Genomic DNA, 24,595 nt, shown 5'->3' with positions numbered 1-24,595 from the left:
GCCCCGGCGGGCGTGGTCACAGACGGCCCGCGGCCTCGGGCGGCGGTGGTCACCGAGGGCCGACGGCCTCGGGCGGCGGTGGTCACAGCGCGCGGATGGGTTCGGGCGGCGGTGGTCACAGCGCCCCGACGGCCTCGGCTATCTCCCGGCTGCGGACCACCAGGTGCACCCGCCAGCGGGAGTCCCGGGCGAGTTCGTCGCGGATGGCCCAGCGCAGCCAGGTCGCGCTGACCGCCGGTGCCAGACCGCCCCGGCCCGCGCCGAGCAGCGGAAAGCAGATGGAGGACAGGGCGGGCTGATACCGGTCGCGCTCCGCCCGGGCGAGCGCGAAGCACGCGCTGACCGCGCGGGCGATGCTCTCGGGGCGGACCTCGTACGTATCGTCGCGCGGGGTGGCGACCGCGGCGTGGTAGATCCGCCGGACGCCGCGCGCGGCGAGCGTTCCCGGCGCGGTCGGCACCACCGTGCCCGGCCGGATCGGCAGCCCCGGGCGGCCGTGGGCGCGCAGCCACCCGGCCAGTTCACGGGCCAGCACATCGTCGACGATCTCCCCGGCGGGGTCGCGTACGGCGGCGGCCAGGCGCAGCGCGCCGGACACGGTGGGGCGGAAGGTCTTGGACATCTCCAGGTAGACGTTCTCCGAGGAGACCAGCACCTCGATGTCCCGCAGCAGTTCGATGGGCGAGATATGCAGGGTGAAGGTGCTCCGCGCGTCCACCGGCACGCTGTCGACCCGCAGCGGAGGCTCCTGGCCGGTCCGGCCGGTCCGGCCGTTTCGCGCGATGGTGCTCTGCCCGGTCGCGCCCGGTCCGCCGGAGGTCTGTGCCCCGGCGCCCGGGCCGGGGGTCTGCCCCGCCGAGCCCGGTTTCCCGGGGAAGGGCGGCGGCTCCCGCAGGATGGTCAGCACGGCCTCGGCGAGCTGCTGGACGACCTGCGGTTCCTGCTGCTTGCGGAACCGCTCGGGGGTGACTCCGTACACGGCGGCGGCCATCTTACGGCGGTCATGGGCGGGTGCGCCCCGGCGGTCGGGGAGCAGTCCGAAGGTGTGGGCCGCGGCCTGGCCGAGCAGATCCCGCTCGCCGAGCCGCCGTACCGCCTCCCTGAGCAGCGCCTCGATACCGGCCGGGGCGTCGTCGGAGCCGTCGCAGAAGCCGCCCGCCACGGCCGCGGCGCGCAGCGCCGGCCGATCGGTCCTGCGCAGATCCGGCAGTCCGGGTCTGCGTATGCCTTTCAGTTCTTCCAGGAGTTGATCGTATGTGGGCGAATTTGACGCAAATGGCTCCTGACTCATGGTCACCAGGCTAGCGACCGGCCGGGAAAGAGGAAATCGTTCTCTCGATGGCTGTGCCATGCCGTGCCGTGCCGGGCTTTGTACCGCCGGTAATTCACGCCGTGCTGGAACAGATTTCCGATTTCCAAGGTTCCGCTTTCTTGATCCACGCCCGGCGGTCAACCGCCGCCGCTGTCGCCGCCATTGAATCCGAGACCGCCCACCCGTTCACGAGGTGACCTTTGTGACCCATCCGCACGAGCAACCGCCCCCCACGGAATCCGAGGACGACGAGGACTACGGGGCTTTTGGGGCTTACCGGGACGACGAGCAATACGCGGCCCACGGGGACCACGGATACCACCGGGACCAAGAGGAGCCCGAAGAGCAGCGCGCGCACGACGCCGGGCCGCCACCCACCGAATACGAGGAGCCACCTCCATCTGCGGCGACCACGGCGGCCGGGCTCACGGAACACGAGGAGCCGCCCGCATCGGTCGACGCCTCGGCGGCCGGGCTCACCGAGCACGAGGAGCCGCTCCGGTCGGCAGCCGCCACGATGGCCGGGCCCACCGAGGACGAGTTCCCCTCGGCGGCGCCCGCGCAGGTCGCGCACGGGGGTCGCGATCTGCGCGGGGACACCGGAGCGCTGCCGGTCTCGCTGCGCGGCCGGTTCCGCCTCAGGGCCGTGCTGCGCCGCCCCGACCATCCGCACCAGGCGGCCGTCTACCGCGTCGAGGACGAGCGCGGCAGCCATATCCTCAAGTGGTACCACCTCGGCCACGCCCCGGACCGCCGGGTGTGGGAGCTGCTGAGGGACCGGCCGCGCCGGCACCTCACCCACTTCACCGAGACCGGCGACACCGGGGCCGACGGCCATCCGTACGATCTGGCGCCCTCCTACGGCGAGACCGACCTGGCCGGATATCTGAGGGACAACCCCGGTCCGGCCGACCCCGTGCTCATCCACAGCGTCGTACGGCAGTTGCACGAGGCCCTCACCACCCTGCATGAACTGAACATCGTCCACCGGGACATCAGCCCGGCCAACATCGTGCTCGGCAGCCTCGACCCGGCCGCCCCGGACCTCGTCCTCGTCGACTTCGCCGTCTCCGCCCACGAACCCGCCGAGCGCTACACCCGCGACGAGCGCTGGGTCGGCACCGCCCTCTATATGTCCCCGCAGGCGTCGCTGCGCCACCAGTTGATCCACCCGCCCGCCGACTGGTGGTCGCTCGGCATGATCGTCGCCGAGATGGCCGGTGGACGCCACCCCGTCCGGTTCACCGACAACGACTTCGTCCGCGAGGAGATCAGCTCCCGCGCCCCCGATCTGTCCCTGGTCACCGACCACCGGCTGCGGCTGCTGTGCATGGGGCTGCTCACCCGCGACCCCGACCACCGCTGGGGAACCGACGAGGTGGCGCAGTGGCTGGTGGGCGGCTCGCCGCCGATCGCCCCCTGGGAGGCGGGTACGGCCCCCGGCGCCTCGGACCCGGAAGACGCCCCGGACATCGAGCCGTTCGCCTTCCTCGATGAGCGCTACACCAGGCCGAAGCAGCTCGCCAGGGCGTTCAGCGAGAACTGGCGGCCCGCCCGGCAGCTCCTCTCCCGGCGGCGCGGCCGCACCGAATTCACTGGCTGGCTAAGGCAGTTCGAGGGCGCCCCGGACCGCGACGCGGGTGAACTGGCGGCGCTGCTGGACCTTCTGGAGCCGCAGCCCCCCGCGACTCCGCCCCGTGAGCCGAAGCCGGTCACCATGGTGCGGCTGATCTCCTGGCTCGGCCCCACCCTCGACGCGTCCTACCGCGGGGTGCCGCTGGACCACGCGGGGCTGGGGGAGCTGCTGCGGGAGGCCGGGCGCGGCGATGAGTTCGCCCTCTCCGTCGTGGCGGATCTGCGGGACCACACCATCCTGCCGCTGCTGGACTCACGGCCCGGCGGCGATGGGCTCGCCGAGGTGCAGCAGCGCTGGCTGACGGCCCGCTCCCGCTGGCAGCACACCGTCGACGAGGTGCTCCACGAGTCGCCCCGGCTGCGCGACCACCGCGCCGAGGTGCGCGCCGCCACCCGGCTCGACCGCTCCCGGCTCGCCGCCCTCCTGTCGCTCGCCGCCGCCCCCGCCGCGCACCGGCGCAGGCTCCAGGAGCGGACCGCCGGCATCCAGGCCGCGCTGCCGCAGCCGGTGGCCTGGTACGGGCGGCTGCTGCGCGACCCCGACGATCTGGTGCGGCTGCAACTGGCCGAGTGGCTGGCCGGATTCGCCGAGCAGGAGTCCTCGGAGACCCAGGGGCGGCTCGACGGCGAGCGCGCCCTCCTCCGCCAGGAGCGCGACCTGGACGTGGCCACGCTGTGGGTGCGCAGACAGGACATGCTGCCCACCCTCGGCTGGGCCCTCGGCGGAGCCGTCGCCTTCGTCTTCCCGTGGATCTTCGTGATCGGCCTGGGCGATCTGGTGGGATGGCCCGCCCAGCGCGCGGTGGTGACGGCGTGGATGCTGGCCGTCCCGGCGGCCGCCGCCGTCCTGGCCCTGGAGCTGTGGACGGCGTACCGCATCGGCAGCCCCGGCTACCACCCGGACCGGTCCCTGGCCGGGCTCTTGATCGACCGTGCGCTGCCCGTGGCCCGGTTCATCCGCCGCCCCGGCTCCCGCTTCCCCGTCCAGGGCCTGCTGATCCTCCCGGTCATCGCCCTGTTGTGGGCCACCGTGGCCTACGCCCCCTGGGTGTGGCCGCTGGCCACCGTGGCCGTCCTCATCTGGTGGACCTGGCACCGGCTGCGGTGCTGGCGCCGCTATGTGGCGGAGTTGCGCGGCCGGGACGAACGGCACCGCCCCGGCCCCCCGAGGGCGGCCGCCCCGCCGACGCCAGGGAGGCTCATATGAGTTCAGGACAGGCGCTTGCCAGCATCGGCGATGTGATGCCGGATGTGTACTTCCCCCCGCCGCCGACCGTTGAGACCATCCAGCACACGGTCCCTGACCCCGTCACCAACACCATCCAGCACACGGTTCCCGACCCCGTCACCAACACCATCCCGAACACCGGAGTGCCGCACCACGCGGTCCAGGGCACCGGGCTGTCGCAGCACGTCGGCCCTCAGGCCGGACAGCACCTCGCCGACGCCGTGCACCAGACCACCGGCCATGCGCTGAACGCCGCCATGGACCAGGTGCACGACCTGATGGTGCCCGCCCTGATCGGCCTCGGCTCGCTCAGCGGGGCGCTGCTCGTCGGCCGCGCCACCATGGCCGGGGCGCAGGTGCTCGCGGCCGCCGCCATCCGCGCCGCCGAGGACCAGGCCGAGCTGCGCCGCCAGCAGTTGAACGCCCGGCAGGCCGCCGCGTGCTGGCGGGACGCCGCATTCGCCGCCGTCCGGGCCAACGCCCGTATCGACACACTGCGCGCGCGGATACGGCGGGCCGGCCCCGACGGGCCACCGGAACCGCCCGACCTGCCGCCGCCGCTGGCCCTGACGGGCAGGAATCTGGACGAGGCATGGCGACAACTGGCCGACACCGACCGCCGGTTGCGCCACGCGGAGGCCGCCTACGCACGGGCCACCATGGAGGCGGCCGCCCGCCCGGTGGCCGGGGCACATCCCGAGGACACCGGCTGGCACGCCACCCTGCGCGCCCGCCGCCGCCAGGCGCTGGAGGCATACGAGGAGGCCGCCACCGAAACCGAGGCGTGCGGTTCGCTGCCGCAGCCGCCGCCCGCCGCCACCGCGGCCCCGACCGAGGAGGAGGTGCTGAGGCTGGGCGCGGACCTGCTGGCCATGCTGCCGCGGAACGTGTCGGTGGCCGACTACCGGCTGGTGGAGGAGCGGGTCACCGTCGCCGCGGAGGTCGCCGCCCGGCGGCCCGCCGCGGCCAAGCGGCATCTGCGGGAGGCCGCCGGGTTCGCCGAGCGGATGACGCGCGACGCCGAGCGGCGGCAGGAGACCGAGGAGTGGGCCGCCCAGCAGCTCGCCTTCCTCCGCGACGACCACCCCGGCACACCCGGTGGCGGTCACTTCGGCACCCCCGTTCCGCTGCCCGACGCCGGGGCGGAGATCGCCGTCCTGGAGCGCTTTCTGTACCAGGGCGGGACATTGACGGAGGCCGAGCGCGTCCGCGTCGCGGCCCGCGTCGGCGAGCGGGTCGACGCGTATCAGCGGATGTACGCCACGGAGGTGATCCGTGCGGCGGTCCGGCGGTCGGGGCCCGAGACGGCCGGATGCACCACCTCCGGAGCGGTGCAGATCATCGACTGGACCCCGCCGGGCTGGGGGGAGGAGCACTGGCTCCGCGTCAGCGTGGACCCCGGGGGGACCGCCCGGGTCGCCACCATGCACCGCGAGCGCGATCCCGCCGAGGAGACCGACGACGATCTGGACCTCGACTGGCAGCGGTGCCGCGAGGCCCCCGAGCATCTGGGGAACCTGCGCGAGCTGGCCGAACGGGCCGGGCTCAGCGTGCCGTTCGACTTCGGCAAGCCACCCGCGCGGCCCGACTGGTGCACGGCGGCCCGGCCCGTCGACAACCGCCCCGGACCCAAGGCCCGCCGCCGTGACCAGGAGAGGCAGTCATGACCGAGCCGGTGACGTCCCCGGGCCGCGACGACCGCAGGCTCCCGGCCTTCGCCGAGGAGCTGGTCGGCACGCTCAGCGTCCAGTCCCAGTACGTTCTGCACGGCAGCATCCGGGACATCCACCTCGTCCGCCACGACAAGGACCCCGACGAGGGCGGCCCCGAGACGACCTACGACGACCACCACACCCTCACCGAGGTCCTGTGGAACGCCCTGTGGCAGGAGGGGTACGAGGCGCTGATCCGCTTCGACATCGCGGACGGCTTCACCGTGGTCGTGGGCCCGGCGGCCCAGGAGGTCCGCGAGCTGCTGCACGGGCGGGACGCCGCCGGGCCCGGGCGCGCCCGGCGCGCCGACACCCCCGTCCACCTGGCCGACGCGGAGCGGACGCTGCGCGACATCGTCACCGGCTGGAAGCAGCGGGGGCGGCAGCAGAAGACACCGGACGGCCGGCCCCGCACGGACCCGGCACCGCGCCAACAGCCCTACCGGGTGGCGTTGTTGATCGACTACGCCGCCCGGATCCCCACCGATGTCACCCGGCTCAGCGATCCGGAGCGGGACTTCTTCCTCAACTGCCTGAAGCTGGCCGAGGACGCGCGGCCGATCTCCTCCCCGGGAAGCGGACGACTGCTGTTCAACCCCGTGATCTGGCTCGCCGACGGGGAGCGCGATCTGCCCACCTGGCTGGTCGCGGGCAGCGAACGGGTCCGTACCATCGGCATCCCGCTGCCCGACCTGGGCAGCAGACGGCGCATGGCCGAGCTGCTGGCCGAGGAGCACACCGCCGCGTCCGCATCCGCGTCCGAGGGCGAAGAGGACGGCGGGCCGGTCCGGCTCGACAAGCGACAGCCGCTGGACGAGCACGATGTCGACACCTTCGCCCGGGCCACCGCCGGGCTGACCCTGCGCGCGATGCGGGAGAGCGCCCGTATGGCGCTCGACCGCGGGCTGTCGTTCGCCGAGATGCGGGACGCGGTCCGCGTCTACCAGCTCGGCGTCAAGGACAACCCGTGGCAGGCGGACTACATCCGCAAGCAGATCAAGAAGGGCGAGGCGGACCTGCGGGCGCGGGTGAAGGGCCAGGAGAAGGCGGTCGGCAAGACCCTCGACATCCTCAAGCGTGCCGCGCTCAGCCTGTCCGGCGCCCAGGCGTCCCACCCCGGCAGCCGGCCGCGCGGTGTGCTGTTCTTCGCCGGGCCGACCGGCACCGGCAAGACCGAGCTGGCCAAGTCGGTGGCCAAGCTGCTGTTCGGCACCGAGGACGCCTGTCTGCGCTTCGATATGAGCGAGTTCTCCGCACCGCATTCGGTGGACCGGCTGCTCGGCGCACCACCGGGATATGTGGGCTACGAGGCGGGTGGCGAGCTGACCACGGCGGTGCGCAACGACCCGTTCCGGGTGGTGCTGTTCGACGAGATCGACAAGGCCGACAAGGGTGTGCTCGACAAGTTCCTCCAGGTGCTCGAGGACGGCCGGCTCACCGACGGGCAGGGCGTCACCACGTACTTCAGCGAATGCGTGCTGATCTTCACCTCCAACCTCGGGGTCAGGAAACGGCCCGGCGAGGGTGGACGCGCACCCGAGGGGCGGGTGGCCGAGCCCGGGATGCCGTACCACCAGCTCGAGGAGATCATCCTGGCCAATGTGAAGGAACACTTCGTCGAGGAGATCGGCCGCCCGGAGCTGATGAACCGGCTCGGCGGCAATGTGGTGGTCTTCGACTACATCGACGCCAAGGTGGCCGCCGAGATCTTCGACTCGCAGGTGGGCAACATCCAGCGAGTGCTGCGGGAGGAGCAGGGGGTGCATCTGCGCCTCTCGGATGAGGCGCATCGGGCGCTGTCCGCCTACTGCACGGCGGATGTCGACAACGGCGGCCGGGGGATCGGCATGCTGCTGGAGACACATCTGATCAACCCGCTGGCACGGGCGCTGTTCGACCAGGAGCGGCTGGCCGGCACGGCGGTCACCGTCACCGGTGTGCGGCCCGCCGGGGACGGAACGGTGGCCCTGGACCTGCGGGTGGTGCACACCGGGGACACGGATCCCGGTCCCGGGGGCGGCCGATGAGCGAGAGGCCCAGTCCCCCGGGGTGGGTTCGCGTGCCGGACGGCGAGGAACTGGAAGCACCGGAGGAAGCGGAGACAGCGCGGAAGCCGGGCCAGGCGCCGGAGCCGGACCCGACGGCAGAGCCCGCACCCCGGCCCGCGCCGGGCCCGGCCGATGTCGAGGTGTCCGCCCCCTGCTGGAACTGCCGTGCGCCGGTGGCCCCCCGGGACGCCCGCTGCCCGTCCTGCGACCGTACGCGCACCCATGTGCTGCTGGTCTGCGCCGAGCCCTGTCTGGAGCTCCGGCACGGCCCGGGCCCTTCGCTGCACATCGGCCGCCACCCGGACTGGGCGCCGCGCACTGCCGCCGCGTTCGCGGGCTGGAACAAGATCTCCCGGCGTCATGCCTCGCTCACCGTGGAGCCGGACGGAAGCGCCTGGGTCGAGGAGCCCGAGGCGGGCACCCGCAATGGCACGTATCTCAACGGCGCCCGGATCGCGCCCGGCGTGCGCACCCCCGTCCGCGACGGCGACCAGCTCCGGCTCGGCCAGCGGGTCAGCTTCGCCGTAGGGCTGTACGGACCGGGGCCCGGCACCGGCTGAGCCGGTGCCGGGCGGTGTCGCGGGGCGGCGACCCCCGGGCCGCCCCGCGTGCTCATGCCCGCGCACCGGGCGGAATGACGACCGCCCGCAGCGGCGCCAGCAGCCGGTTGGCCTCGCCCGCCCCCTCGAACGTGCCCAGGTTGTGGGCCTGGCCGGGCACCGCCTTCAGCGGCTCCTCCCCGCAGCGGTCGCCGAACAGCACCATGGCGGGGTGCGGGCGGTGCCGCCGCGACTGCCACACCAGCCCCTGGGCGTCCGGCACCTGGCGCCGGATCTCCCGCGCCCAGGCGCGGGTCTGCGCGTACTCGTCGGTCTCCAGCAGCCAGGAGGTCTGGAACACCGCGGCCAGATCCTCCTCCCGGACCAGCCGCACCAGGACCAGATCCTCGGTCACCCGCACCTTGGACAGCGAGCGGGTGGCCGCCAGCGCCCACGGCACCTGACGCCGCGCCTCCGGCCCGGTGAACTCCATGTCCCGCAGCATCACTTCGGCGAGCGTGGTGGCCGGTTCCACGGCCGCGTACAGATAGGGATACCGGTCCTCGGCGGTGGCGTCGAAACGGTTGCCACCGAAGAAGGAGTGCGCGGGCTTCGGGTTGAACTCGGTACAGGCGTAGGCGGTTTCATGGCACCTCCACAGCTCGGTGCCCGCGCTCAGGGTGCACAGGTTCGGGCTCATGCGCGCGCCCTCGGGGGGCGCCTGCCTCACCATCCGCCGTCTCCCAACAGCGCGGCGGCGGCCTCGGTCAGCCGCGCGTCCGGCACCTGCCCCACCAGGGCGGCCGGCGCGTCGCGCAGCCAGGTGTTGCCGCCGAGCCACCAGTCCGCGGCGCCCCAGGGGTCCTGGTCGGACAGCAGCATTCTGTTGATCCGCTGCACCACCGGCCGTGGCTCACCGGTGTCCGGGTCGAACTGGAAGTCCGGGTAGCGGTCGCCGCGCTCCGGGTCGGAGAGGCGGATGAGCCCGGCCCCGGCGGGATTCTCGGCGGCGGCGCCGGTGAGCCGCTCCGGTCCGCGCGCGGGCGCGGTCAGCAGCCGGTCCCGTACGGCCCGGGCGATCTCGGCGCTCGCGGGGTCCAGCGTCGGCCAGTCCACGGACTCCAGCAGCCGGATCAGCTCGGCCAGCCGGTCGGCGTCCGGCAGGACCGCGGCGGGAGCGGCGCCCCGGAACTGGTCCAGCTTTCTGCGCAGTTCGTTCTCGCGGGGGAGGGGCCGCAGCGCCAGCCGCACCTCCCGCAGCGCGGCGCGCACGGCCCTGGCGTCGTCTCCGGCGGCCCGCAGCCGCAGCACGCTGTCCTGGAATCGGCTGAACTGCGCGGCGGTCAGCGAGGCGCGGATCTCCGGCAGATGCCGGCGCAGCAGCTCCAGGAGATCGTCGGTGGTCATGGCTGTCGTCCTTCCGCGGATGTGTGGGGAGCGGGATTGCCCTGGTGGATGAATCCGGCCCAGGAGACGATCCGCGCCAGGCCCCCCGTATCGCTCTGTGTCTCGGCCAGCAGAAGGCCGGTCAGCCCGGGGACGGGATGGCGGTCGTGGTCGAGCATCCACAGTTGGGCGGCGCGCAGGGCGTCCGGCGGGGCCAGCCCGGCGACGGTCAGATGGTGGTGGAAGACCACCATCAGCGCGGCGGAGGCGCTGTCCGAGACCTTCCACCGCGAGCCGACCACATCCGTGGCGCCACGCGCCAGCAGTGCGGTGGTCGGGGTCAGCGCCTCGTCGTGGTCGCGGCTGCTGAGGTCCGTCTCGCAGGCGCTGAGCACGATCAGCGGCCCGGTGGCGGCCCGTTCCCCGGCGGGCACGTCGAGAATGCGCGTCACTGTCAGCCTGCCCGGGTCCGGGGTCTCCGCGGGGTCCGGGGCGTCTTCGGGCCGCGGGGCGTCTTCGGGGTCCGGACCGGCCAGATGGAGGGCCGAGTCGGTGGGCCGCAGCCCGGCCAGGCCGTGCACCACCAGATGCAGCAGCGAGGCGGCGGGCTCGGCCGGGCCTCCGGGGAGGTGGGAGAGCACATCCTCGGGGGTGCCCAGCGCGTTCTCGGGCGCGTCCTCGTGCCAGCCGTAGAGCAGGGCCGTGCCGTAGTACGCCGTGCGAAGGGCCGACACCTCGTCCTGCGCCCACGTCAGATCCCCGCTCGGGTCGGCCACCAGCACCGCGCGCTCGCTCGCGGGCACCCGGCCGCGCCGGGCGGCCCGCAGGAACTCACCGCCGGACGCGGCGTACGAGACGACCGCGTCTTCGCAGGCGTAGCTGTACAGACGCCGCGCACCGGCCCGTGGCCCGGGGAGGCGGGCGGCGTGCCAGGGAACGGCGCCGAGGTTGCCGCACGGCACGAGGACCAGCCGGACCGGCGTGGTGTATTGCTGGGACCCGTCCTGCGCCCGGGCGTCCAGCGCGTCCAGTACCGGGGCGAGAACGGCCGGGCCCGCCCAGTCGCACAGCCCCTCCAACGCCGCCTCCCAGCGCCGATGCGCCTCGGCGTACGCGTCCATGCCGTCCCCGGACACGGCGGACCGCCGGGCGCCCGCGTCCAGATAGCGCTCCAGCGGCTCCCGGCCGGACGCGCCGAGCCCCGGCAGCGCCAGCGCCGTCGGCTCACCGGCACTCCGCACCAGGACGGCCACGCCGTCGGCGGTGTCCTGCCCGGGCACCAGATACACCAGGGCGTCGGTGCCGGTGGCGCGCAGCCCCTCCCGCAACTCCCCGATGCCGGGGGCGCCGAGCAGCCCGCGCAGCGGCGCCTCGCCGCTGTCCCGCCGCAGTACGTCCAGCGCGCGGCGGCGCAGCCTGCTGGGGATCTCGACACCGGGGGCGGCCCCGGCCGACATGACCCGCGCGAGCGCGCTGCGGACCTCGTCCGGGGTACCGCCACCGACGCCGGGCGCGACTCCGCCGCCGATGCTTGGCGCGACTCCGTCGCCGGTCGGCGCGGTCCGGGGCGGGAGGTCCCGTACGGCGGTCCGCCACTGCTCGGCCAGCTCCGCCTCGCCCCGGGCGGCCAGTTGTTCGGGGACCCCGGCGGCCGCGGCAGCGGCCCGCAGCACCAGGCCACGTCCGTTCTCCAGCGACGCCACGGCCTTCTCGATCCGGCCGTCCACGGCGGCCCAGTGAGCGGCGAGCAGCCCACGGCTGGCCCCGGCCCTGGCCACCTCCAGGCCGTGCTCGGCGCCCAGTTGCAGCAGCACGTCCTCGGCCAGCACCCACAGCGAGGCATGGGCGGTGGCGACGGCCGCTCCTGTGTCATCGCGCTCGCGGTCGTCGCGCAGCCGGTACGCCTTGGCCAGCTCCCACAGCAGCTTCTGCCGGATGGCCGGGCTGGTGCGCTCGGTCAGTTCCCGCCTGGCCTGTTCCAGCTCCCCGACCGCCTCTTCCAGGTCGCAGTGGTCGCCGCCCGGCCGGTGGATGGTGAGCAGCGCCATCCCGATGCCTTGCCGGATCCATGCCCGCTGGTCGGGGGTCGAGGCGGGGCCGTCCAGGGCCCGGCGGGCCCGGGTCACGGCCTCGGAGACCCGTACGGGATCCGGTTCGACCATGGAGAAGAGGGCCAGCAGGGGCGCGCATTGCGCGTCCATGAAGGGCTGTGCGAAGGCCGGGAGCCTAGGGTGGTTCGCCGCCTCCTCGAAGTAGGCCACGCCGGCCCGCAGTGCGGGGATCCCGCCGTCCAGCGTGGCCAGGCTCAACTGGGCCTGGCCGAGCAGGAAGAGCACCAGGAACTGCCATTCGCTGCTCTCGCCGACCTCCTCCAACAGGTCGAGCAGCTCGTCCAGCAGCTCCTCCAGCGTTTCGGCGTCCCGCTCGTCCAGTGCTTCGTTGAGGCGCAGTTGGAGGTGCATGCTCCGGGCAGACAGCCGTAGCCCCTCCGCGCCGGGCCCGGTCGCGTGGGCGGAGTCGAACACCGCGGAGGCGGGGCCGAAGAGCGCGTCGAGGCGGGCCCGCGCCTGGTCGCGGTCGGTGAGGTTGCCGCCCAGAATGGTGGCCGCGGTGAGCAGTCCGGGCGAGATGACCCCGGCCATCCAGTCCACCCGTCCGGATCCCGTACCGGCGGCTGTGCCGATCAACTTGGCCGCCTCGGCCAGCCGGTCGGCGTCACCCGTGCGCATGCCGTGCGCCATGCGGCTCATCGCGGCGCGCATCGCGGTCTCCGCCTCTTCACCGGCCGGTCCCTTGCTCACCTCATCGACCAGGGCCTCCAGATCCTCGGTCCGGACGGTGCCGGGCACTTCGAGCTCCAGCATGAGAGCGGCCTGGGCGAAGGTGAGGGCGGTCTCCTCCGCGGTGAACTCCTCCAGCAGATCCGTCTCATCGCCTCGGCCCGCCCCGGCCGTGGTGAACTCGGTGACCAGCCCGCTCAGGGCCCGCATCAGCGCGGAGTTGCGGTCCGGCATCCGCTCCGCCAACTGCGCGGCCAGGTCGGCCATCTGCTCGTAGTCCCCGGAGCGCGCGGCGGCGGGCACCCGCTCCAGGGCCTTGGCCGCCCACGACAGGGGTTCGGCCATGCCCTCGGGCAGGGTCGGCACCAGATCGGTCAGCAGCCCGCGCAGCTCGGTCAGATCGGCGGTGAGTTCGGGCTCGCCCACCATCACCCGGCGGCCCACATCGAAGGATTCGAGGAGGCGGGACAGCGTGCCGTCCCATCCGGTCATCATGGCGGGTGTCAGCAGCAACAGGACCAGGTGGAGGGCGCAGGCCCGCTCGTTCGGTGGGTCGAGAGCCCCAGGGGCGCGCGCCGCTCTCAGTACTCGCAGGCCCCGACTCCGGTCGTCGTCCGTGGGGTTGCGCCGGTAGCGCTCGGCGTACAGGCCGCCGAGCCGGGCGCGCAGGGTGCACAGCAGCGCGTCCCCGTCCGGCACGGCCGCCGCCAACGCGGCCTCCAGCTCATCCAGTTCGGCGATGAAGCGGTCGAGCGACGCGGGGTCGGCGTCGGCGGGCGACTGATCGCCGTCGGACCGGTCCTTGGCCGCCGGGCCGTCGGACGAGCCCTTGGCCGCCGGGCCGCCCGGCGGGGGCGGGGGCGGGACGATCCACGCCAGCGCGTCCGCCGCGGCTCGTTCGGCTCGGTCGCGTAATGCCACGAGATCCCTGCTGTGCATGAAACGTCCCCCTTCGTCATGCCCCACTCATCATCCGCCCGTCCGCGCGAGCACAGGAGCCCTTTGATCGCTCTTCCCGGAAACCGCCCGGAAGACGTCCGCGAATCGCCCAGTCGGATACGCGTGTTCGGGGTCGCGCGGGGAACTCCCGCCCCGCGGCCAAGGCGAAAACGGACATGGGGTGAATGATGCGACATCCTCGGCCCCGGCGAGTCGCCCGGCGCCGCCCCACAGCGGTCAGGAATACGGCGGTTGGTGAACCCGTGGCCGGTCGGCCGGTCCAGGGCGCGACGAGGTGGCCGTGACTCACCCGCGGCGCGGACACCGATCCGCCGCCATGGCCGGCTCACCACGCCCCGTGGGCCCTAGTGGAACCGGCGCGTCCCCGACCAGCCCGGATCCCCGGTGGTAGCGAAGCGCACCCACGCGCCGTGCATCTCGGTGGCCAGCGACGGCGGGATGTCCGGTCCGAGCAGTCCCTTCGCCGTACGGAGCGCGGGCAGAGCGGTGTTGTCGAACACGAACGGGAGCTCAGCGGTGTGGCACGCGCCGAACGGCCCGCCCCGCCAGTCGAAGTCGTAGCTGAACACCTTGTCGTAGCGGGACACCAGCCGCTCACGGGCGTCGCGGAACATGGCGTCGATGCCCGCGCTGTGTTCCGGCCGCTGATAGAGCAGCGACTCCTGGGTGTTCGTGCCCACCAGCAGATCCACCGGATGCGGCGGAGCCACCTCGTCGGACTCATCGAGCACCACACCGAGCGGCGAGAGCCTCGGACCCACCCCGGGCAGGCCGGCGAGCGCGGACACCAGGCGCTCGTCGGGGATGGCGGCGAACGCATCGGCCGTGGCCGGAACGCCCAGCCGGTCGGCCAGGGCCCCGGTCGTCTTCGCCGCCTCCGCGCCGGTCAGGGTGTGCAGCCCACCGCTCTGGCTGATCGCACTCCGGAACAGCCCGGCGGCCTCGGGTGTCACCAGCAGCGCGCTGATGATCATCCCTCCCGCCGACTGCCCGAACACCGTCACCCGGTCCGGGTCCCCGCCGTAGTCCGCGATGTGCTCGCGCACCCACCGCAGCGCCGCGAGCACGTCCAGCAGACCCCGGTTGCGCGGCGCGCCCGGCAGATCGAGCCAACCCGGCGCGCCCAGGCGGTAGTTGAGGGTGACCAGGACCACGCCGTCGCGGGCGAAGGACGTCCCGTCGTACAGCGGCGCCTGGCCGGTGCCGGAGAGGAAGCCACCGCCGTGCACGAAGACCATCACCGGGGCGTTGCCATCGGCCCGGGGGGTCCAGACGTTGACCGTCAGATAGTCCTCGCCACGCACCCAGCCCTGCCCCAGCACCGGGCTCAGGTCCAGCGCGAACCGCCGCTCGGGCACCGGAGCCGTCGGCCCCGGCCCGTCGGCGCCGGGTGCACCGGGTACGGGGGCCGGCGCGGCGAACCGCGCGGCGCCGGTCGGCGCGGCGGCGTACGGGATGTTCCGGAACACGCTCACCGCCATGCCGCCCACTCCTTCACCGCGAACCGCTCGCCGTCCCGCCGCACCTCGGCCGCGCTTGCGCCCGGGAGATGCGCGGGGAAGAGCAGCGCGCCCTGGTCCGCGGCCTCTCCCAGCACCCGGCGCCGGGCGACCCGCGCCCCGGGCTCGTCCTCGTCGAAGCAGGGGCAGGCGTCCGGCTCCACGATCTGTAGCGGGCTGTGCAGCAGATCGCCCGCGAAGATCGCCCGATCCGTACCGGACCGCAGCCGCACCACACAGGAGCCGGGGGTGTGGCCGGGGGCGGGTTCGAGGCGCAGTTGGGCGTCGATGTCGTCGTGGTCGCCCTCCCACAGCACGGTCTGCCCTGCCTGGTGGACGGGGGCGACGCTGTCCTCGAACACGTTCGCCATCCGGGGGCCGGAGCGGGTACGGTGCCCGTTCTCCGGGTTCCAGTAGTCGAAGTCGGTCCGGGTGAGCACATACTCCGCGTTGGGGAAGGTCGGCCGCCACTCACCCTCCGTCCACGAGGTGTTCCATCCGACGTGGTCCCCATGCACATGGGTGCAGATCACCAGGTCCACATCGGCCGGGCGGACCCCGGCCGCGGCCAGATTCCCGAGGTATTCCGTGTGCAGATGGTGGAAGTGCGGCACATCCGGCCGCTCCCGGTCGTTGCCGATACCCGTATCGATCAGGATCGTCCGGCCCTCGCTGCGGAGCAGCCAGGTCTGGATCATCGTACGTACCTCGTCGGCGGCCGGATCCAGGAATTCGGGCGCCAGCCAGCCCTCGTGCGCGCGCCAGTGCTCCATGGCCACGTCGGGAAAGATGAAGTCGCGCGGCAGACCCCTCGGAGCCACCTCTACCACGCGGGTGATCTCGACGTTTCCAAGCGTGATGGTGTCCATGACTCCAGCCTGCGCCTCGGCGGGCGCCGGCGGTATCCGTCATATGACTGCACCACGGGCTAACCGCACCACGGGCTAGAGTCGAGGGATGACCATGGTCGGGCGGGAGAGCGAGAGCGCGGCCGTACTCGGTCTGACCAGCGGTGTGCTGATCCTTACGGGTGAACCGGGTGCGGGCAAGAGCACCCTGCTCGGCCTCGCGGCGGATCGCCACCCGGGCCGGGTGCTGCGGATGACGGGCAGCGAGAGCGAGGCGAACCTGACGTTCGCGGGGCTGCACCAGTTGCTGCGGCCGGTGCTGGACGAGACCGCCGGGCTGTCGGCCCGGCAGCGGTCGGCCCTGCTCGGCGCCATCGGCCTGGGGGACGCCGAGCCCCGCGACTCGGGCCTCGCGGAGCCCGAGCCCCACGGCACCGGCCTCGGGGACGCCGAGCCCCACGACACCGGCCTCCGGCAGGCCGAGTCCGGCGGTGTCGACAGCGGACACGGTGGCCCGCCCGACCGGCTGCTGCTCGGCGTCGCGCTGCTCAATCTGCTCTCGGACCTCGCCCGGCGATCGCCCGTCCTGGTGGTCGCCGACGATGTGCAGTGGATCGACGCCGGCTCGCTGGAGCTGCTCGCCTTCGCCGCCCGGCGCATCGGCGACGAACCCCTCGCCGTGCTGGCCGCGGCCAGGGACACGGCGGGCGAGGGCACCCGGGGCGGGGCCACGGCACCGTTCTCCGGCTTTCCCCTGCGCACACTGGGCCCACTGGACGCGACCGCCGCGGGCCTCCTGCTGGACCGGCAGCCGCATCCGCCGACCGGCCGCGGCCGGCTGCGCATCCTCGACCAGGCCGCCGGGAATCCGCTGGCGCTGGTCGAACTGGCCCGGGCGAACGGCGCCCGCGGCGCGGACTCGGCCGACTCCGCCGAAGCGGAGCTGCTGCCGCCCACCGACCGCCTGATGCGGGTCTTCGCCGCCGACCTCGACGCCCTGCCCGAGGCCACCCGGCAGGCGCTGCTCCTGGTCGCGGCGGACGACCGGGCGGTGGCGGGCCGGGTCGAGGCGCTGGCCCCGGCCGAGGCCGCCGGACTGCTGCGGCTCACCGGTGGCGGGCACGACGGCTGGCGCGCCCGCTTCCGGCATCCGCTGATCAGGTCCGCGATCTACCACTGCGCACCGCTGGCCGCCCGCCGTCGGGCCCATCGCGACCTCGCCGCGCTGCTCGGCGCCGAACCCGACCGCCGCGCCTGGCATCTGGCCGCCGCCGCGGAGGGGCCGGACGAGGAGATCGCCGCCGCCCTGGAGGAGTCGGCGGCCAGGGCCCGGGGGCGTGGCGGATATACCGCCGCCACCACCGCGCTGGAACGTGCCGCCGAGCTGAGCCCCGGGCGCCGCGACCGGGCCCGCCGTCTGGTGGCCGCGGCGGGTGTGGCGGTGTCCACCGGACAGCCGCACTGGGTGCGCGGGCTCGCCGCGCGGGCCGTGGAGCTCACCGACGACCCGGCGCTGTCGGCCGAGGCATCGCTGCGGGTGGGCCAGGTGCTCACGCTGAGCACGGAGCACGACACCGCGTTGTCCCTGCTGCTGCGGGCGGCGGAGGATCCCGGGCTGCGCCGGGTCGCGCTCGCCTCCGCCTCGGTGGCGGGCTTCTACTCGGGCGACGAGGAATACCGCCTCGCCGTACGGGCCCGGGCACAGGACGACCCCTGGACGCTCGCGGTGACCGATCCCACCGCACACCGGTCCGAGCGGGTGGCGGCGATCCCGGCGCTGGTCGAGCGGGCGGACGGCGACCCCGCCCGGCTGATCTCGCTCGGCGCCATGGCCTGGCTGCTCGACGAGACCGCACTCGCGGTACGGATCTTCGACGACGCACTCCACCGCTGGCGGCTCGGCGGCACCCTGCCCATCGGGCTCGGCTGCTCGGCCGGGTGGGCGTATCTGGACCACGGGCTGTGGGCGCAGGCCCGTACCGCCGCCGTGAACAGCAACTCCGCGGGCGCCGGGCTGCCACACCTCGACGCCGCCGCACGGTCGCTCGAAGCCGCGGCCCTGGCGCTGACCGGCCGGACCGACGAGGCCCGCACCGCGGGCTCCGCCGCGCTGGCCCTCGTCGACCCGCACCGCAGCCGCGCCGTCGCCGTCCGGGCCAGGTGGGCGATGGGCATGGCCGCGGTGGCCGACGGGGACCACGTCGGCGCGTACGAACAGTTCCGCCTGCTGTTCACGGCCGACGGCGACCCCGTCCACTACGCGTGCTCCTTCCCCGGAGTCGCCGAACTGGCCGCCGCGGCCGTCCGCACCGGCCACGGCACCGAGGCCGCCGCCATCGTGGAGCGCACCGCCGACCGGCTCGCCGAGGACCCCTCGCCCCGGATCCGCATCCTGATCCACCGCGCCCGTGCGCTGCTCGACCCGGCACATGCCGAGCCGCACTTCGCCGCGGCCCTCGCCGAACCCGAGGGCGGCCAATGGCCCTTCGAACGCGCACAGCTTCTGCTGGACCACGCCGAATGGCTGCGCCGCCGCCACCGCATCACCGAGGCCCGCCACCAGTTGAACACCGCGCTGGAGACCTTCCGCCGCCTCGGCGCCCGCCCCTGGATCGACCGCACCCAGACCGAACTGCGTGCCGCCGGGATCGAATCCGCCCCCACCAGCCCCGACGCCCTCACCTCCCTGTCCCCGCAGCAGCAGCACATCATCCGCCTGGCGGCGCAGGGCCTGAGCAACCGTGAGATCGGCGAACGGCTCTTTCTCTCCCCCCGCACCGTCGGCTCGCACCTCTATCGCAGCTTCCCCAAACTCGGCGTCACCGCCCGCTCCCAGTTGCGCGATCTCATCGAGGCGTCCAGCCCGTCGTAGTGGCGGTGGCCGCACGGGCTCCCGGCGACCGCCACCGGCAGGGCAGCTCCACCGCGACGACCGTCGGCCCGCCCCGCGGGCTCGTCACCGTCACCGCTCCATCGAGCGCGGCGACGCGGCGGCGTATCCCGAGCAGTCCGGAGCCACGTCGGGAGTCATGTCCGGAGCCATGTCCGGAGTCATGTCGGGAGTCGCCTCCGGAGTCATCTCCGGAGCCGAGCCCGGGGGAGCCACCTCCGGAGCCGCCCGTCTCGTCGGCGCCCGGTGCGCCCGTGACGGCCTCGGCCCCACCGCGTCCCTCGTCGCGCACCGACACACCCAACCCGCTCGGTGTCCGGGTCAGCCGGACCTCGGCCCGGTCGGCGCCACTGTGCCTGGCCACGTTCGCCAGCGCCTCCGCCACGACGAAGTACGCGGCCGTCTCGACCGCCGCCGGGGCCCGTATCCCGTCCTCCAGGCCGTCCATCCGCACGGTGACATCGAGCCCGCTGTTCGCGGCGAGCGCCCGTACCGCCCCGGCCAGGCCACGGTCGGTGAGGACCGGCGGATGCATGCCACGCACCACCTGGCGCAGCTCGGTCAATGCCTCTTCGGCCAGATCCTGCGCGTCGTCCAGCATCCTGCGCGCCGCCGTCGGATCCCGGTCGTAGGCCCGCTTCGCGAGGCCGATCCGCAGAGACAGGGAGACCAGCCGCGCCTGGGTGCCGTCGTGCAACTCACCTTCGATACGGCGTAGTTCGGCACCGTGCGCGGCGATGGCGCCCGCCCGGGTTTCCGCCAGCTCCGCCACCCGCTCGGTGAGCCGCGCCGTGTCCGTGGCCGCATCCGTATGCGCGTCCGTGTCCGTCGGGCCGGGCCGCCGACGGCGCAGATACGAGCCGAACGCCAAGGCGAGCGTGCACACCAGCAGGGCCATGGCCCGCACCGCGTGCCGCATCGTTCTCCCCATGCCGACGAGGCTAGAAGACCGGCCGGACGCACGCGGGAGAGCGAGCCGCCCCATCGGCGGTGGAGCCCGCTACACCCCCGCCCCGGCGGCGAGTCGGCGCCCGCCCGCACGGTCCGGGATTCACCGGCATGGACGCATCAGGGTGCGGTAGCGTGCCGAGGAAGCCATGGTGGACGGACCGGTCCGCCGAGAAAGGCACCCGATGACGGATCTTCAGGAAGTGGACCGCATCGCCACGGCCGACCACCATTTGGCGGTCGTGACCACGACGCGCGCCGACAGCTCGGTCCAGGCATCAGTGGTCAACGCCGGGATCATCGGCCATCCGGTCTCCGGTGAGCAGGTGGTCGCCTTCGTCACCTACGGCCGCGCCAAACTCGCCCATCTGCGGGCACGACCGCGGGCCACCCTGGTCTTCCGCGCCGGATGGAACTGGGCCGCCGTCGAGGGCCGCACCGAGATCGCGGGGCCCGACGACCCGCTCCCCGGGGTCGACCAGGAGCGTCTGCGGCTGCTGCTGCGCGAGATCTTCACCGCCGCGGGCGGCGCGCACGACGACTGGGGCGCCTACGACCGGGTGATGGCCGAGCAGCGCCGCGCCGCGGTCTTCGTCCACCCCGAGCGCGTCTACAGCAACTGACCCCCGAGGGGCGGCCCCGGTCACGGCACCCGCGATGTCCACTCCGCTGAGCCGAACTTCCCGGCCGCCAGCAGCCGCGCCGCCGCCGACTCCTCGTCCGTCACCTTGCCGTCCGTGAGCCCGCACCGCCCGCGGAACGAGGCCACCATGCGCTCGATGACGGCCGGGCGCGGCAGCCCGGTCTGGCGGCGCAGCGGGTCCACCCGCTTGTCGGCGCTCGCGATGCCCTTGCCGGACAGCTTCTCCCGCCCGATGCGCAGCACCTCCACCATCTTGGCGGCGTCGATGTCGTACGACATGGTCACGTGGTGCAGCACCGCACCGCCGTGTGCCGCGATCCGCTTCTGCGCGGCCCCGCCGACCTTCCCGGCCTCCGTCGCGATGTCGTTCAGCGGCTGGTACCACGCCTTGACGCCCATCTCGCCCAGCGCGCCCAGCACCCAGTCGTCCAGATAGGCGTAGCTGTCGGCGAAGGACAGGCCGGAGACGAGTGACTGGGGGACGTACAGCGAGTACGTGATGGTGTTGCCCGGTTCGACGAACATCGCCCCGCCGCCGCTGATCCGCCGGACGACCGTCACCCCGTGCCGCTCGGCGCCCGCCGGGTCGACCTCGTTGCGCAGGGACTGGAAGCTGCCGATGATGACGGCCGGGCGGTCCCATTCCCACACCCGCAGCGTCGGTGGCCGCCGCCCGGCGGCCACCTCGTCGGTCAGCACCTCGTCCAGGGCCATATGCAGCGCCGGATCCTGTGGCCCCTCATGGATGAGCTGCCAGTCGTAGTCCGTCCAGTCGGTGGCACGGGCCACCGCCCGCCGTACCGCGATGCCCACGGCCTCCGCGGAGAAGCCGAACAGCACGGTGTCGGCGGGCAGTCCCGCCTCGATGCGGGCGGCGAGCGCCTGTGCGTCCGCGTCGGCGGGCGCGCCCTCCAGGGCCCGGTCGATGGCGTGCAGCGCCTCGTCCGGTTCCAGGAAGAAGTCGCCCGCGACCCGCACCTCGCGCAGCACGCCGTCGTGGACTTCGAGATCCACGACAACCAGCTTGCCGCCCGGCACCTTGTACTCACCGTGCATGTCTGCACCGCCTCCTGTTTCCGCCCCGGCGCTCTCGATCATTATCCCGCGCCGGGGCGGCTTCGGGTCGGCACCGGTGATCCGGCGGGGTCAGGCTCCCGTGGTCGAGCCCGGCCGGACGATCATGAGAATGGTCACCGTCGCCCACAGCAGGTTGAACGCGCCTGTGAACATGGCCAGTTGGGCGGTATCGGCCCGGTCCAGGGCCTTGCCTCCGCCGAGGCTGCCGATGAGCTCGTCCTGGCGGGGCAGGACGAAGGCGACCAGGACGCCGGCGGCCGCGGCCGTCAGCGCGATGGAGGCGGTGAGCCAGCCGCTGCTGAGGACGCCCATCACGGCGGCCGTGGCGAATCCGAAGACGGGCACGGCGAGGCCCAGCTTGGCGTAGACGCGGCAGATGCGGTGCAGAAGCCGGACCGTGCCCAGGTCGGCCTCGCCCCCGGCGGCTGTCGCCGCGGCAGCGTGGGCGTTGCGGGCCGCGGGCGGGAACATGCTGGCCGCGACGGTGACGGGGCCGATCGCGACGATGGCGGCCAGGACATGCAGGGAGAGCAGGATCTTGGTCATCGGGTGGTGTCCGGCTCCCTTTCGAACGTGGCAGGCACCGCGTCTCCTTCCGAGCGTGGGGCGGCTGGTGCGCGCCCCACGCTAGGGAGTCGCGAGAAGATCACCCAGGGGCTGGAATGACAGAAGTCAACGGATTCTCGCCATGTCGGCCCCGACGGTCACCGGTGTGGAGACAGGGGGAGGTGGTCATCCGTCGATGTACTGCGCCGCCCCGTGGCCGAACGACCAGTCGGCCGACTCGTTCTCGGTCAGGGTGATGAAGACATTTCGCGGCTCGGTCCCCGCGTACTCCTGGGCGAACTCGGCGATCCGCCGGTACAGCGCCTGCTTCTGTTCCGGTGTGCGCCCCGAGCGCATCGTGAGCGCGATATAGACGATGCCGTCGTCGCGGGGCACACCGAGGTAGTCGTCGTAGCGCAGCATGCCGCTGGTGCCGTCATGGCTGGTCAGGACCTGGAACCGGTCGTTGGGCGGGAAGCCGATGGTTTCCACCAGGGCGTCGTGCACGGCACGGCCGAGCGCGTCGAGCCGGTCGGGGTCGGCCCGCAGCGCGTCGATGCGGACGAAGGGCATGTCGGGGCTCTCTTTCGGGTGAGTCGGTCGGCGGAAGGTCGCGGGCTCAGGGGTCACGGGCTCAGCGGGCGTGGGCTCAGCGGGCATGGGCGGTGAGCAGGCCGAGCGCTCCGTCCATGGCCCGGGTGTACACCTTGGCCGAGTCGGCGGCGCGGGCCAGCACATAGCCGCCCTGCACCACCGCGACCAGCGCGGTGGCCGTGCTCGCCGGGTCGAGCCCGGTGTCCAGCTCGCCGCCCGCCCGGCCCTCCGCCAGCAGCCCGGCCAGCCGGTCGGTGAGCCAGGCGAAGGTCTCCTCGACCGGTCGGCGCAGGTCCGGATCGGCCATCACATCCGGGTCCTGGGTGAGGCGGCCGACCGGGCAGCCCTTCAGGGCGTCCCGCTCCCGCCGCAGATAGGCGCTGATCCGCTCGACCGTGGTGCCGGGGCCGCTGAACTCGGCCTCCGCCCTGCCCCGCAGCTCCTCGGCGCTGCGGCTGATCGCGGCGAGCGCCAGATCGGGCTTGCCGCGGAAGTGGTGGTACATGCTGCCCTGGCCCGCTCCGGATCGCTCCTGGATCGCCTTCGGGCTCGTGCCCACGTAGCCGCGCTCCCACAGCAGCTCGCGGGTGCTTGCGATGAGTCGCTCCCGGGTGTCCATGAGGCAAGATCATACATACTAGTAGGTACAAATTGAAGCGCGCGGACGGCCCTCTCGATGAGAGGATCACGCCGTACTGGGTGGGCTGGACCGGACGGTGGAAGGTGACGATGTACGCGATATCCCTGGGCGACGACGGTGCGGAGCTGCGCCCGCTCGAGCCGTGGCAGGCCGAGGAGTTCCTGACGCACATGGACCGGGGACGGGAATCCATCGGCCGGTACATCCCGCTGGCGGACGCCGTCTCCGACCTGGAGTCGGCCCGGGCGTTCCTCCAGGGATACGCGGACAAGGCGGCCTCCGACACCGGGCGGATCTACGGCATCTGGACGGACGGCAAGCTGGTCGGTGGAGTCCTCTTCCGGACGATGGACATCAACCAGGGCACCGCGGAGGCGGGTTGCTGGCTGGAGCCCTCGGCGGTGGGCAAGGGGCTGGTGACCCGGGCCTGCCGCGTGATCATCGACTGGGCCGTCGAGGAGCGGGGCATCCACCGCGTGGAGTGGATTGCCGCCGCCGCGAACGAGGCCAGCATCGCCGTGGCCCGGCGGCTGGGGATGACGAAGGACGGCGTGCTGCGGGAGAGCTATCTGCGCCGCGGCGAGTGGCAGAACAGGGAGATCTGGTCGGTGCTCGCACCGGAGTGGCGGGCGCACCGGAAGCCGTCCTGAACCGCACGTTCGCATACGCACCGCACCACGGCGCCGGTGGGGTCCACCACCTCGCCCGAGTACCGCACGTCCTGGTCCTCCCACTCCCGCACCAGCGGATTGCGGGTCCTGGCCGTCTTACGATTAAGGGGGCCTTTGCCGTCTCCAGGAGTTCTCGATGCCCGACCCGATGCCTGACTCGTCCGATCCGACGCCCGACTCGCCCGACCCGCTGCCGGAATCGCTCGACCAGCGGCTGGCGGCCATCGCGCGCCACCCCTTCCGTGCGAAGTTCCATCTGCGCGGTCGTGATCGGGCCACGGCCGAGCTGAGTGGCCCGTCGACGATGCGCTGGCATGCGTACGACCTGATCGCCAGGCGGCTGGCCCCCGCCGAGCCGCACAAGGACGGCAAGCAGACGCCCTGCCGCGGCCACCCCGTGTTCGTCGCCCAGCATGCGACCGCCACCTGCTGCCGTACCTGCCTCGAGCGCTGGCACCGGATCCCCAAGGGACGGGAGCTGAGCCGCGCGGAGCGGGCGTATGTGGTGGGGGTGATCTGCCGTTGGATCGAAGGCGAGGTGGCGGCGGGCGGACGGTGAGGGATCAGCCCGGGACGCCGTCGAGCCCCAGTTCGCGGGCGGCGCGTGCGAGGGAGTCGTTCTGCTGCCGCGCGTAGAGC

The 24,595-nt window shown here is 73.4% G+C and carries 19 protein-coding genes; 8 read left to right on the top strand and 11 right to left on the bottom strand.

Annotation, left to right across the window (positions count from 1 at the left end):
* Positions 1 to 115: 115 nt before the first annotated feature.
* Positions 116 to 1,291 carry a macro domain-containing protein gene (locus tag KN815_RS05400; RefSeq protein ID WP_253208776.1) on the bottom strand — a complete coding sequence of 392 codons (1,176 nt, stop codon included), beginning with the start codon at positions 1,289 to 1,291 and terminating at the stop codon, positions 116 to 118.
* A 223-nt stretch (positions 1,292 to 1,514) separates the two neighbouring features.
* Between KN815_RS05400 and KN815_RS05395 the strand changes: the two genes are divergently transcribed.
* The 4 genes from KN815_RS05395 to KN815_RS05380 are packed head-to-tail and all read left to right on the top strand — an operon-like array spanning position 1,515 to position 8,495.
* Positions 1,515 to 4,154 (top strand): serine/threonine-protein kinase, encoded by a 2,640-nt coding sequence (locus tag KN815_RS05395; RefSeq protein ID WP_216340587.1) that lies wholly within the window; start codon positions 1,515 to 1,517, stop codon positions 4,152 to 4,154.
* Positions 4,151 to 5,842, top strand: coding sequence for a hypothetical protein (locus tag KN815_RS05390; protein ID WP_216340586.1), 1,692 nt, complete (start codon positions 4,151 to 4,153; stop codon positions 5,840 to 5,842). The genes KN815_RS05395 and KN815_RS05390 overlap by 4 nt, the downstream gene beginning before the upstream one ends.
* Positions 5,839 to 7,914 (top strand): AAA family ATPase, encoded by a 2,076-nt coding sequence (locus KN815_RS05385; RefSeq protein WP_216340585.1) that lies wholly within the window; start codon positions 5,839 to 5,841, stop codon positions 7,912 to 7,914. Before KN815_RS05390 ends, KN815_RS05385 begins: the two co-directional genes overlap by 4 nt.
* Before the next feature lie 32 nt (positions 7,915 to 7,946).
* On the top strand, positions 7,947 to 8,495 hold the full coding sequence (locus KN815_RS05380; RefSeq protein ID WP_216340584.1) for an FHA domain-containing protein: 549 nt from the start codon (positions 7,947 to 7,949) through the stop codon (positions 8,493 to 8,495).
* A 52-nt stretch (positions 8,496 to 8,547) separates the two neighbouring features.
* On the opposite strand, the gene KN815_RS05375 is transcribed toward KN815_RS05380, so the two are convergent.
* The 5 genes from KN815_RS05375 to KN815_RS05355 form a co-directional block, all read right to left on the bottom strand.
* On the bottom strand, positions 8,548 to 9,174 hold the full coding sequence (locus tag KN815_RS05375) for an RES family NAD+ phosphorylase (RefSeq protein WP_253208775.1): 627 nt from the start codon (positions 9,172 to 9,174) through the stop codon (positions 8,548 to 8,550).
* Between the two features lie 26 nt (positions 9,175 to 9,200).
* Positions 9,201 to 9,881: a hypothetical protein gene (locus KN815_RS05370; protein ID WP_216340582.1), complete on the bottom strand. Its 681-nt coding sequence runs from the start codon at positions 9,879 to 9,881 to the stop codon at positions 9,201 to 9,203.
* Positions 9,878 to 13,579 (bottom strand): CHAT domain-containing protein, encoded by a 3,702-nt coding sequence (locus tag KN815_RS51480; protein WP_216340581.1) that lies wholly within the window; start codon positions 13,577 to 13,579, stop codon positions 9,878 to 9,880. The genes KN815_RS05370 and KN815_RS51480 overlap by 4 nt, the downstream gene beginning before the upstream one ends.
* Positions 13,580 to 13,944: 365 nt before the next feature.
* Positions 13,945 to 15,081: a carboxylesterase family protein gene (locus KN815_RS05360; RefSeq protein ID WP_216340580.1), complete on the bottom strand. Its 1,137-nt coding sequence runs from the start codon at positions 15,079 to 15,081 to the stop codon at positions 13,945 to 13,947.
* On the bottom strand, positions 15,072 to 15,968 hold the full coding sequence (locus KN815_RS05355) for an MBL fold metallo-hydrolase (protein WP_216340579.1): 897 nt from the start codon (positions 15,966 to 15,968) through the stop codon (positions 15,072 to 15,074). The genes KN815_RS05360 and KN815_RS05355 overlap by 10 nt, the downstream gene beginning before the upstream one ends.
* Positions 15,969 to 16,056: 88 nt before the next feature.
* On the opposite strand from KN815_RS05355, the gene KN815_RS05350 reads away from it, so the two are divergent.
* Positions 16,057 to 18,819, top strand: a complete 2,763-nt coding sequence (locus KN815_RS05350) for a helix-turn-helix transcriptional regulator (protein ID WP_253208774.1) — start codon at positions 16,057 to 16,059, stop codon at positions 18,817 to 18,819.
* Here KN815_RS05350 and KN815_RS05345 read toward each other — a convergent pair.
* Positions 18,794 to 19,768 carry a sensor histidine kinase gene (locus KN815_RS05345; protein ID WP_308403635.1) on the bottom strand — a complete coding sequence of 325 codons (975 nt, stop codon included), beginning with the start codon at positions 19,766 to 19,768 and terminating at the stop codon, positions 18,794 to 18,796. The genes KN815_RS05350 and KN815_RS05345 overlap by 26 nt on opposite strands.
* Before the next feature lie 202 nt (positions 19,769 to 19,970).
* Here KN815_RS05345 and KN815_RS05340 point away from each other — a divergent pair, with 202 nt between their 5' ends.
* Positions 19,971 to 20,408: a TIGR03618 family F420-dependent PPOX class oxidoreductase gene (locus KN815_RS05340; RefSeq protein ID WP_216340577.1), complete on the top strand. Its 438-nt coding sequence runs from the start codon at positions 19,971 to 19,973 to the stop codon at positions 20,406 to 20,408.
* A 20-nt stretch (positions 20,409 to 20,428) separates the two neighbouring features.
* Here the strand turns inward: KN815_RS05340 and lplAB are convergent, their stop codons facing one another.
* The 4 genes from lplAB to KN815_RS05320 form a co-directional block, all read right to left on the bottom strand.
* A complete protein-coding gene (lplAB, locus tag KN815_RS05335; protein ID WP_216340576.1) occupies positions 20,429 to 21,484 on the bottom strand; it encodes a lipoate-protein ligase LplAB in 1,056 nt (351 codons plus the stop codon).
* A gap of 90 nt (positions 21,485 to 21,574) precedes the next feature.
* Positions 21,575 to 22,051: a hypothetical protein gene (locus tag KN815_RS05330; protein ID WP_216340575.1), complete on the bottom strand. Its 477-nt coding sequence runs from the start codon at positions 22,049 to 22,051 to the stop codon at positions 21,575 to 21,577.
* 186 nt (positions 22,052 to 22,237) lie between these two features.
* Complete coding sequence (locus tag KN815_RS05325; protein ID WP_216340574.1) at positions 22,238 to 22,624, bottom strand: tautomerase family protein; 387 nt, start codon at positions 22,622 to 22,624, stop codon at positions 22,238 to 22,240.
* A 76-nt stretch (positions 22,625 to 22,700) separates the two neighbouring features.
* Complete coding sequence (locus KN815_RS05320; protein ID WP_216340573.1) at positions 22,701 to 23,264, bottom strand: TetR/AcrR family transcriptional regulator; 564 nt, start codon at positions 23,262 to 23,264, stop codon at positions 22,701 to 22,703.
* A gap of 110 nt (positions 23,265 to 23,374) precedes the next feature.
* Here KN815_RS05320 and KN815_RS05315 point away from each other — a divergent pair, with 110 nt between their 5' ends.
* Positions 23,375 to 23,935, top strand: a complete 561-nt coding sequence (locus KN815_RS05315; protein ID WP_216340572.1) for a GNAT family N-acetyltransferase — start codon at positions 23,375 to 23,377, stop codon at positions 23,933 to 23,935.
* Positions 23,936 to 24,092: 157 nt separating this feature from the next.
* Entirely contained in the window at positions 24,093 to 24,515 is a 423-nt protein-coding gene (locus KN815_RS05310) for a DUF4186 domain-containing protein (protein ID WP_216340571.1), read from the top strand.
* Positions 24,516 to 24,595 lie beyond the last annotated feature (80 nt).

Origin of the sequence: Streptomyces niphimycinicus (assembly GCF_018883605.1) — a bacterium.
Lineage (GTDB): Bacteria > Actinomycetota > Actinomycetes > Streptomycetales > Streptomycetaceae > Streptomyces > Streptomyces niphimycinicus.
Note: the sequence above shows the minus strand (reverse complement) of the source record. Positions and strands in the feature narration are given on the sequence as shown.

What these genes read in the sequence shown, in the direction of transcription:
- KN815_RS05400 (WP_253208776.1), bottom strand. Translation starts at nt 1,291, where the DNA reads ATGAGTCAGGAGCCATTTGCGTCAAATTCGCCCACATACGATCAACTC.
- KN815_RS05390 (WP_216340586.1), top strand. Translation starts at nt 4,151, where the DNA reads ATGAGTTCAGGACAGGCGCTTGCCAGCATCGGCGATGTGATGCCGGAT.
- KN815_RS05385 (WP_216340585.1), top strand. Translation starts at nt 5,839, where the DNA reads ATGACCGAGCCGGTGACGTCCCCGGGCCGCGACGACCGCAGGCTCCCG.
- KN815_RS05375 (WP_253208775.1), bottom strand. Translation starts at nt 9,174, where the DNA reads ATGAGCCCGAACCTGTGCACCCTGAGCGCGGGCACCGAGCTGTGGAGG.
- KN815_RS05370 (WP_216340582.1), bottom strand. Translation starts at nt 9,881, where the DNA reads ATGACCACCGACGATCTCCTGGAGCTGCTGCGCCGGCATCTGCCGGAG.
- KN815_RS51480 (WP_216340581.1), bottom strand. Translation starts at nt 13,579, where the DNA reads ATGCACAGCAGGGATCTCGTGGCATTACGCGACCGAGCCGAACGAGCC.
- KN815_RS05360 (WP_216340580.1), bottom strand. Translation starts at nt 15,081, where the DNA reads ATGGCGGTGAGCGTGTTCCGGAACATCCCGTACGCCGCCGCGCCGACC.
- KN815_RS05355 (WP_216340579.1), bottom strand. Translation starts at nt 15,968, where the DNA reads ATGGACACCATCACGCTTGGAAACGTCGAGATCACCCGCGTGGTAGAG.
- KN815_RS05350 (WP_253208774.1), top strand. Translation starts at nt 16,057, where the DNA reads ATGACCATGGTCGGGCGGGAGAGCGAGAGCGCGGCCGTACTCGGTCTG.
- KN815_RS05345 (WP_308403635.1), bottom strand. Translation starts at nt 19,768, where the DNA reads ATGGGGAGAACGATGCGGCACGCGGTGCGGGCCATGGCCCTGCTGGTG.
- KN815_RS05340 (WP_216340577.1), top strand. Translation starts at nt 19,971, where the DNA reads ATGACGGATCTTCAGGAAGTGGACCGCATCGCCACGGCCGACCACCAT.
- lplAB (WP_216340576.1), bottom strand. Translation starts at nt 21,484, where the DNA reads ATGCACGGTGAGTACAAGGTGCCGGGCGGCAAGCTGGTTGTCGTGGAT.
- KN815_RS05330 (WP_216340575.1), bottom strand. Translation starts at nt 22,051, where the DNA reads ATGACCAAGATCCTGCTCTCCCTGCATGTCCTGGCCGCCATCGTCGCG.
- KN815_RS05325 (WP_216340574.1), bottom strand. Translation starts at nt 22,624, where the DNA reads ATGCCCTTCGTCCGCATCGACGCGCTGCGGGCCGACCCCGACCGGCTC.
- KN815_RS05320 (WP_216340573.1), bottom strand. Translation starts at nt 23,264, where the DNA reads ATGGACACCCGGGAGCGACTCATCGCAAGCACCCGCGAGCTGCTGTGG.
- KN815_RS05315 (WP_216340572.1), top strand. Translation starts at nt 23,375, where the DNA reads ATGTACGCGATATCCCTGGGCGACGACGGTGCGGAGCTGCGCCCGCTC.
- KN815_RS05310 (WP_216340571.1), top strand. Translation starts at nt 24,093, where the DNA reads ATGCCCGACCCGATGCCTGACTCGTCCGATCCGACGCCCGACTCGCCC.